Here is a 7459-nt window from a genome sequence, read left to right on the forward strand (position 1 = left end):
AGCGTTCATGGTTTTGAGTGGTATCTAAGCTTAGAACGCTGGCTCCCCCTTCTCCCTTCCAATCTCCGAAACTACCGCACAGTAGGGCACCCAGCGACCTGGACTCAGCTTTTGTCAGTCAACCAGGGAGACTGGACAGTCGGGACGGCTATCCCAAAAGAATTGTCCCAAATATAGTTTCATTCGCAAAACGCTTGGGAAATGATATGGAAGTTGGAATTGACAGTTTTGCTTCGGTTGGAACGAGTGAAAACGGTGAAACGGCAGATGCCGCGCAGTCTATCGCCGAACTGCTGGAGAGAATAGAGCAGGCGGATCGTTCCGGCTTGGATATCTTCGGTATCGGCGAGCATCATCGCCATGAATTTTTAGATTCGGCAAACGCGGTTATTCTCGCTGCTGCCGCTGCCCGCACCGAGCGTATTCGCCTAACCAGCGCGGTTACAGTGCTGAGCGCGGCTGACCCGGTGCGCGTGTTTCAACAATTCGCCACGCTCGATTTGATTTCAAAAGGTCGCGCCGAAATGGTGGTGGGGCGCGGCTCGTTCACCGAAGCCTTTCCGCTATTTGGATTTAGTCTCGGCGATTACGACGAAATTTTCGCCGAAAAGCTCGACCTCTTGCTCAAAATTCGAGATAGTGAAACGGTCAATTGGTCGGGCAAATTTCGTCCCGCGCTGGAAAACCAGGCAATTTATCCGCGTCCGCTGCAAAAGCCGTTTCCCATCTGGCTCGGAGTCGGCGGTACACCGCAATCTTTCCGCCGCGCCGGAATGCTTGGACTGCCGCTCGTGGTCGCCATTATCGGCGGCGAAACGCATCGCTTTCGCTCGCTCATCGATTTATACCGTGATGCCGGAGAGTATGCTGGACACGCGCCCGAAACGTTGAAAGTTTCATTGCATTCAATCGGTTATGTCGCCGACACGACCGAGCAAGCCGTTGAGGAGTTCTTTCCGGGCTACGCCGAAACCTTCACTAAAATCGGCAGAGAGAGAGGCTGGCCCCCCGTTACGCGCGCCGCTTTCGACGCCCAGCGCAGCGCAACCGGCGCGTTACTGGTCGGCAGTCCCGAAGAAGTGGCGGAGAAAATTCGCCGTCACAGCAAATCGCTCGGCGGCATTTCGAGAGTCACGTTTCAAATGGACAACGCGCAGATGAACCATGCCCAACTGATGCGATCCATCGAACTGATTGGAACGAAAATGTCTCCACTCTTGAACAATTGAAATATGCAGGCATAGTGTAACTTAAGTTCCGCTAGAGTAACAAGACAGAGAGACAAGCTGGAACACCGCTTGAAGTTGCAAATGCAGTTCTGTTTTTATCATCTGACCTGGCATCGTTCGTAACAGGTGAAACATCGATGGCGGATGGTGGGTTTGTAGCAAAATAGCCGATCGGCAGTGCGAAATGTTTGACACAGAACTTCAAGCGACTCACTAGAGCAACACTGAAATCGGTTCGCTAATTCGATCAGAAACTCCATAGGAATCTGCAAGAAATTGAGTGTTGGAACTGACTACACTCAGGTGAACTAAGACAAAGAGAAGTTAGGAGTTGATGATGATGTCCAAAGTGTCTTCTAACTTCCCACACGAAAGGAAAAGAAATGGCTAAAAAATTTGGTGCAAAATCGACCGCCGACGAGGTGCTTGCGGGCATTGATCTCAAGGGAAAGCGATTTCTCATTACGGGTGCATCGTCAGGCATTGGGCTTGAAACCGCCCGCTCACTGGTCTCTCACGGCGCTAGCGTCGTCGGCGCGGTCAGAAACCTCGCTAAAGCTGAGCTAGCCACTGCACTGGTTCGTGATACCGCGTCGCAGGGCGGCAGCCTGGAGTTGATCAATCTCGATCTGGCATCTTTACAAAGCGTTCGGGCCTGTGCGGATAAACTGTTGGCTAACGGTCAACCGTTCGATGCCGCCATCGCTAACGCTGGCGTTATGGCAACTCCGTTCGGTCGGACGATCGATGGCTTTGAAGTCCAGTTCGGGACGAACCATCTTGGACATTTCGCCCTGATCAATCAGATCGAGTCGCTGCTTGCCGATAATGGACGGCTGGTGGTCCTGTCGTCGCTCGCGCATCGCGGTGCCGAGATTGACTTGGACGATCCGAATTTCGAGCAGCAGGCGTACGATTCATGGGTCGCTTATAGCCGATCGAAAACCGCCAATTCACTATTCGCTGTGGAGTTTGACAGGCGGCATCGCGATCGCGGCATTCGGGCTGCTTCGGTGATGCCCGGAAACAGTTTCACGGATCTACCCCGCCATCTCTCGCCGGAGGATTTGCAGGGACTTTTGCAGGCCGTTGACGCAGCGCGCACCGCAGCGGGTCTGCCGCCGAAAGAGTTGAAAGAAATTCCGCAGGCAGCCGCGACATCGGTTTGGGCCGCAGTCGTGGCGAATAAAGACGAGATCGGTGGACATTATCTCGAAGATTGCGCGATCGCACCGATTGATGACACGCCCAACCCGTTTGCCGACGGTGTCAGGTCGTATGCGCTCGACGCAGACAAAGCCAAGCAGCTTTGGGCGAAAAGCGAGGAATTGATCAGCGCTGCGTCTTAAAGATTATTACGCACATCTAAACGCAATAATCCATTCATTAGTAATCACATTGTTTTGTCACTCCAGTACCGAGCAAAATTAGAGGTTTTGACAAAACTCATCGAGCGTCATCAGCTTCGCCCAGCGATTGATTCAGTATTTTCTTGGGATCGGATCGTTCAGGCACATCAGCGTCTAGAGCAGGGAGGAACACGGGACAAAATTGCGCTGAAGCTTACAGAAAAGTAGACCAGCTTCACGGCGTTAGTAATTGCTAAATCGATTTACAAAGGAGAAATTTCTCATGTCTCACATTGCCCTTGGTCAAGAAAACTCTGCAAACATCGATATGAGTATCGGAATTATTGGTTCAGGAGCCCTCGGCTCAAACCTGGCACGCATGTTAGCAAAAAATGGCATTGCAGCCACCATAGCCAACAGCCGCGGACCGGAATCGCTGGCTGACTTTGTGGCCGAAGTGGGCCCCTCCATAAAGGCCGGCACGGTTGCCGAAGCCGCCAGCGCCGACATCGTCATTGCGGCTGTGCGCTGGGTCGCTGCAGAGAAGGTATTCAGTGCCCGGCCTGCATGGAATGGTCGCATCGTCATTGACAGCACCAACCCAGTTGAATTCCTCGACCCAGATTCACCTGATGCCAAAGACCCCAGCAATCCGCTGGCAGCCTACGGTATCAGGGCTGTTGATCTAGGCGGGAAATCCTCCAGCGATGTGTTCAAGCAGTACGTACCGGGTGCACGCGTAGTGAAAGCCTTTAATCATCTGGAGGTGAACCTATTGCAGGAGCCTAAGGTGTCTGGTGGACAGCGGGTGCTGTTCTACTCGGGTGACGACGCCGATGCCAAAACCCAAGTGCAAAAAATCATTGACGGCACGGGCTTTTTCCCGGTGGATCTAGGCACTCTGGAAGCTGGCGGCACGATTGCGTCTTTGCCGTTTGGTTCATTGGCTGCGCACAACTTCATCAAAATCTGATCGCGCAGAAGAAGTCTCCGACGAGCATCAAAACTTCATCGCGTGGGCCATAAGCGCGCATCATTTTGACGTACAGCGCGGCGCGACCGGCGCGTTAATGGTCGGTAGTTCCGAAGAAGCGGCGGAGAAAATTCACCGTCACAGCAAATCGTTCGGCGGCATTTCGAGAGTCACGTTTCAAATGGACAACGCGCAGATGAATCATGCCCAACTGATGCGCTCCATTGAACTGATTGGCACGCGAATGTCGCCACTCTTGAACGATTGAAATATGCGGACATGGTTCAACTTAAGTGTCGCTAGGGCAACAAGACAGAGAAAACAGATATGGAATTGGCTCTGCAAGTCTGGCTGAATTGCTAAAAATGGATTTTAGCGATAACCCTCAGGGACAGCTTCGCTTAGCACAGACATTGCCCTACAAGCAGGTTTCTCCAGCCAAAGCCATTTGACGCAGTACTTCAAGCAATTCATTAAAAAGACCCTCAACAGATTCGTTAGCACCATAAAAATCTGAAAATTTATCCTAAGAATCTGAAAGAATCGAGCCTTGAAAATCATTACATTGAAGTTAAGTTAGGCAAGGAACTGAAGCAGCATTCGTGAGAGCTTTCATTGCCTGGATCAGAGTTTTATTGTGTGCTGAAGATCAATCTTGATTAAAACAGGAGAAACAGAATGATATTGCAAAATAAAGTGGCGTTAGTCACTGGCGGAACTTCGGGAATTGGTCGTGCAACCGCGATCGCTTACGCCCAGCAACAAGCAAAGGTGGTGGTGGTTGGTCGTCGAATGGATGAAGGTGAAGAAACGGTTCGATTGATTCAAGAAGCTGGCGGAGAGGCGATTTATGTACAAGCAGATGTTACGAAAGAAGCAGATGTTAAAGCAATGGTTGATAAAGCGGTTGGCGTTTTTGGTCGATTAGATATTGCCTTTAACAATGCAGGAACAGTCGGCGAAAATCTTTCACTGATTGAGCAAACAGAAGCGGAATACGATCGCACGATGAATGTCAATGTCAAAGGCATTTGGTTGTCGATGAAGCATGAAATCGCTCAGATGTTGAAACAGGGAAAGGGTTCAATCGTCAATACCTCATCTGGGGCTGGAGTCATTGCAGTTCCTACCCAACCCCTCTACACCGCGAGTAAACATGCGGTAGTCGGTTTGACAAAAGCGGCTGCACTCCAATACGCCAAAGCAGGTATTCGCATCAATGTCGTTGCACCAGCAGTAATCGAAACAGATATGTTTGAAGTAGTTACAGGTGGGCAGGATGAAGCCAAAGCTTACTTGGCAGGACTTCACCCGATCGGACGAATTGGAACACCGCTTGAAGTTGCAAATGCCGTCCTGTTTTTATCATCTGACCTAGCATCGTTCATAACAGGTGAAACGTTGATGGTAGATGGCGGGTATGTAGCGCAATAATTCATCATGACGACAACACTTACAGGCAAAGTTGCACTGGTAGCGGGTGGTTCTCGCGGTTTAGGAGCGGCGATTGTAGGGTATGCGAAAGGTGCTCAGCGCGATCCTAGTCCGCGCAACGTCACTGTGTGCAACCAGGTACCATGCCGACGGACATGGCAACAGCCGCAGCCGACAAATGGCCGGAAGCAGCGGAAGCGATGGATCTTCACGCCATCCGCCGGATCGCAACCTTGGAAGAGGTAGCGGCGACCGTTTGTTTCCTCGAAAGTTCAGACGCTGGCTACATCAGCCTACGACGCCTAATCATGCGCTGCACCGGAACGCCACAGTTTGGTCGATTGAGTTTTCAAGGTTATCTGCGTTCGGTGAGCTTGGTCGTTAGGCAGCGAGGGTGAAAAATAGACTTAATCGGAATTAAGACAAGCAATCAATTCTTAAACCGATTTCAAATCTTCTTACAGAATTTTTTGTCCATTGAGATACCGAGCACTTTATTACCGAGAAGGTCCAATGAAAAGAGAGTTAGCGATAAATTTTTTGTTCTCGTTTGTGGGCGGCGCAATGATCTGGGCCTTGTCACCATCTTTATCCGGGCAGGTCGAGCCGTGGGATGCGGAAGGTTTTTATTATTCTGTAGCACTTCTTATTGTTGGCCTTACCGTTGGCTTTGCTCGGCCTAAACATGTTTGGTCACACTATGCCGGTATTATGCTTGGTCAACTGACGTATATGCTTTTTATTCCAGTTCTGCCCGGCAGTTCGTTAATTCTTGTTGGAGTCGCTTTTTTAGCGGTTTACTCCATAATCGCTTTAGCAGGAGCAGCAAGTGGGGCCTGGTTTCGTCGCGTCAGCCGGGGTGCGCGGTAATTTTGCTGCCTAACAAGGCCCTGCAGCGAACTCGGCTCTCGCGCTCCGGTTGCAATCTACGCTGTCACCGCGGGCCGGGTCGCTGAACTTGGGTCGTTAGACTCCCTGATCTCATCAAATTAGAATATCTGACGGATTCAACATAGATCACCCCATGCCATGTCTCCCAATTCTCGCCGTTCTGTCAGTCTGGTTGCCTGTCTAATCGCTCTACCTTTATCGCTGCTATCTATGGGTTACACGACACAAGCCTCAACACCTGTCGAGGTTCACATTACAACATCAACAGGCACGCTCCATGGCACACAGATTATTTCAGCGTCTAATCTGCCAGAGCCAGCGGTGCTGATCATTGCGGGTTCAGGTCCGACCGATCGCAATGGAAACAGTCCTCTAGCTGGGCAGAATAACAGCCTCAAACTCCTCGCTGAAGGATTATCGGATCACGGCATTGCCTCGATCCGCTATGACAAGCGCGGGATTGGAGAAAGCGCAGCCGCAGGACTTGAAGAAGCTGATTTGCGTTTCGATACCTATGTTGAAGATGCTGCACTTTGGATTGAGCAATTGCAGGTAGATTCTCGTTTCTCAAGCGTCACCGTAATTGGTCACAGTGAAGGCTCTCTGATTGGAATGCTGGCGACCCAAAAAACTGAAGCAGATGCTTTTGTATCAATCGCCGGACCTGCCCAAACTGCATCACAACTCTTACGAGATCAACTGCGACCTAGCTTGCCAGATGCATTATGGCAACAGAATGAGCAGATTCTTGCTGCTCTGGAGCAAGGGAATAGAGTGACCTCTATTCCACCAGAACTCAACGCGCTCTACAGATCGAGCATCCAACCTTACCTCATTTCCTGGTTTCGCTATACCCCTGCCCAAGAGATTAGGCGTCTCACTGTCCCTGTTCTAATTGTTCAAGGAACAACTGATATCCAAGTGCCTGTCAGTGAGGCGCAAGCTCTGAAAATGGCTAAGCCGGATGCGGAGCTTAGAATGATTGAGGGGATGAATCACGTCTTAAAAGCTGTTTCACTAGACCCTGAACAGCAAAATGCTTCCTATTCTGACCCAACGCTGCCAGTTGTGCCTGAACTCGTTGAAGAGATAAGTCAATTTATTCATACTAGTGAGATGCGCCGTGGGTCTAACCAGTCGCTGCACCGGAATAGGCCAAATTGATTGAGCGGCAAAGGTATTTGCGTCCGGTGAGTTTGGTCGTTATAGACCGTATGAATCTCGATGCTGGTGTACGTACCGCGCTGGCTACCGAACCAGAATTAAAGCCATCTTAGCTTTAAACCAAATAAACGAAGAATGAGAACAACACAACACCTGTTTCTCAGACTTCTACAACATGAATATTTCCGGTATCAAACACTTGTAGGAGATCTAAATGTTTATCGATTACATTACACTCATGCTCATGAATCTGGTAGCTGGGCTCATTTTGCTGGCAACCTATGTGTACTTTGGCTCAGTACAAGGACAAAAGTTGGAGCGCCTGATTGAACTCAGTGCGGCGCAAGGTGAGATCGCAGGAGATACGCCGCAGGAAGTCACAGCCAAGCCGGAATAGACTCTTGGCCCTTCGCCCATGT

Annotated in this window: 7 protein-coding genes and 4 pseudogenes; 10 read left to right on the plus strand and 1 reads right to left on the minus strand. The window is 50.4% G+C overall.

Translation table 11 applies throughout. The annotated features are described in order from the left end of the window. Nucleotides 1-206: 206 nt before the first annotated feature. From ACQ4N7_RS29670 to ACQ4N7_RS29715, 10 genes and pseudogenes are all read left to right on the plus strand, one after another. The gene (locus ACQ4N7_RS29670) at nucleotides 207-1229 is read left to right on the plus strand and encodes an LLM class flavin-dependent oxidoreductase (protein ID WP_430715031.1); all 1023 of its coding nucleotides are present in this window, start codon (nucleotides 207-209) and stop codon (nucleotides 1227-1229) included. Nucleotides 1230-1288: 59 nt separating this feature from the next. Continuing rightward, nucleotides 1289-1396: pseudogene (locus ACQ4N7_RS29675) on the plus strand (SDR family oxidoreductase); the annotation flags it as partial. Between the two features lie 216 nt (nucleotides 1397-1612). Then, nucleotides 1613-2578, plus strand: a complete 966-nt coding sequence (locus tag ACQ4N7_RS29680) for an SDR family NAD(P)-dependent oxidoreductase (RefSeq protein ID WP_430715032.1) — start codon at nucleotides 1613-1615, stop codon at nucleotides 2576-2578. A 45-nt stretch (nucleotides 2579-2623) separates the two neighbouring features. Further along, nucleotides 2624-2806 (plus strand): annotated as a pseudogene (locus ACQ4N7_RS29685) (zinc-binding dehydrogenase); the annotation flags it as partial. A gap of 100 nt (nucleotides 2807-2906) precedes the next feature. Then, entirely contained in the window at nucleotides 2907-3551 is a 645-nt protein-coding gene (locus ACQ4N7_RS29690; RefSeq protein WP_430715037.1) for an NADPH-dependent F420 reductase, read from the plus strand. Then, nucleotides 3514-3819 (plus strand): hypothetical protein, encoded by a 306-nt coding sequence (locus ACQ4N7_RS29695; protein ID WP_430715033.1) that lies wholly within the window; start codon nucleotides 3514-3516, stop codon nucleotides 3817-3819. The genes ACQ4N7_RS29690 and ACQ4N7_RS29695 overlap by 38 nt, the downstream gene beginning before the upstream one ends. A gap of 410 nt (nucleotides 3820-4229) precedes the next feature. Next, the gene (locus ACQ4N7_RS29700; RefSeq protein WP_430715034.1) at nucleotides 4230-4985 is read left to right on the plus strand and encodes an SDR family oxidoreductase; all 756 of its coding nucleotides are present in this window, start codon (nucleotides 4230-4232) and stop codon (nucleotides 4983-4985) included. Nucleotides 4986-5042: 57 nt separating this feature from the next. Then, a pseudogene (locus ACQ4N7_RS29705) lies at nucleotides 5043-5278 on the plus strand (SDR family oxidoreductase); the annotation flags it as partial. A 220-nt stretch (nucleotides 5279-5498) separates the two neighbouring features. Next, nucleotides 5499-5855, plus strand: coding sequence for a hypothetical protein (locus tag ACQ4N7_RS29710; protein WP_430715035.1), 357 nt, complete (start codon nucleotides 5499-5501; stop codon nucleotides 5853-5855). Nucleotides 5856-6086: 231 nt separating this feature from the next. Beyond that, nucleotides 6087-7040: an alpha/beta hydrolase gene (locus tag ACQ4N7_RS29715; RefSeq protein WP_430715036.1), complete on the plus strand. Its 954-nt coding sequence runs from the start codon at nucleotides 6087-6089 to the stop codon at nucleotides 7038-7040. Between the two features lie 295 nt (nucleotides 7041-7335). On the opposite strand, the pseudogene ACQ4N7_RS29720 reads toward ACQ4N7_RS29715, so the two are convergent. After that, a pseudogene (locus ACQ4N7_RS29720) lies at nucleotides 7336-7459 on the minus strand (IS4 family transposase); the annotation flags it as partial.

Source organism: Nodosilinea sp. AN01ver1, from assembly GCF_050565655.1.
In the GTDB taxonomy this organism is placed as follows: domain Bacteria; phylum Cyanobacteriota; class Cyanobacteriia; order Phormidesmidales; family Phormidesmidaceae; genus Nodosilinea.

Excerpts from the sequence above, each read along its gene's own strand:
- ACQ4N7_RS29670 (WP_430715031.1), top strand. The coding sequence starts at position 207 with ATGGAAGTTGGAATTGACAGTTTTGCTTCGGTTGGAACGAGTGAAAAC.
- ACQ4N7_RS29690 (WP_430715037.1), top strand. The coding sequence starts at position 2,907 with ATGAGTATCGGAATTATTGGTTCAGGAGCCCTCGGCTCAAACCTGGCA.
- ACQ4N7_RS29715 (WP_430715036.1), top strand. The coding sequence starts at position 6,087 with ATGGGTTACACGACACAAGCCTCAACACCTGTCGAGGTTCACATTACA.
- ACQ4N7_RS29680 (WP_430715032.1), top strand. The coding sequence starts at position 1,613 with ATGGCTAAAAAATTTGGTGCAAAATCGACCGCCGACGAGGTGCTTGCG.
- ACQ4N7_RS29710 (WP_430715035.1), top strand. The coding sequence starts at position 5,499 with ATGAAAAGAGAGTTAGCGATAAATTTTTTGTTCTCGTTTGTGGGCGGC.
- ACQ4N7_RS29700 (WP_430715034.1), top strand. The coding sequence starts at position 4,230 with ATGATATTGCAAAATAAAGTGGCGTTAGTCACTGGCGGAACTTCGGGA.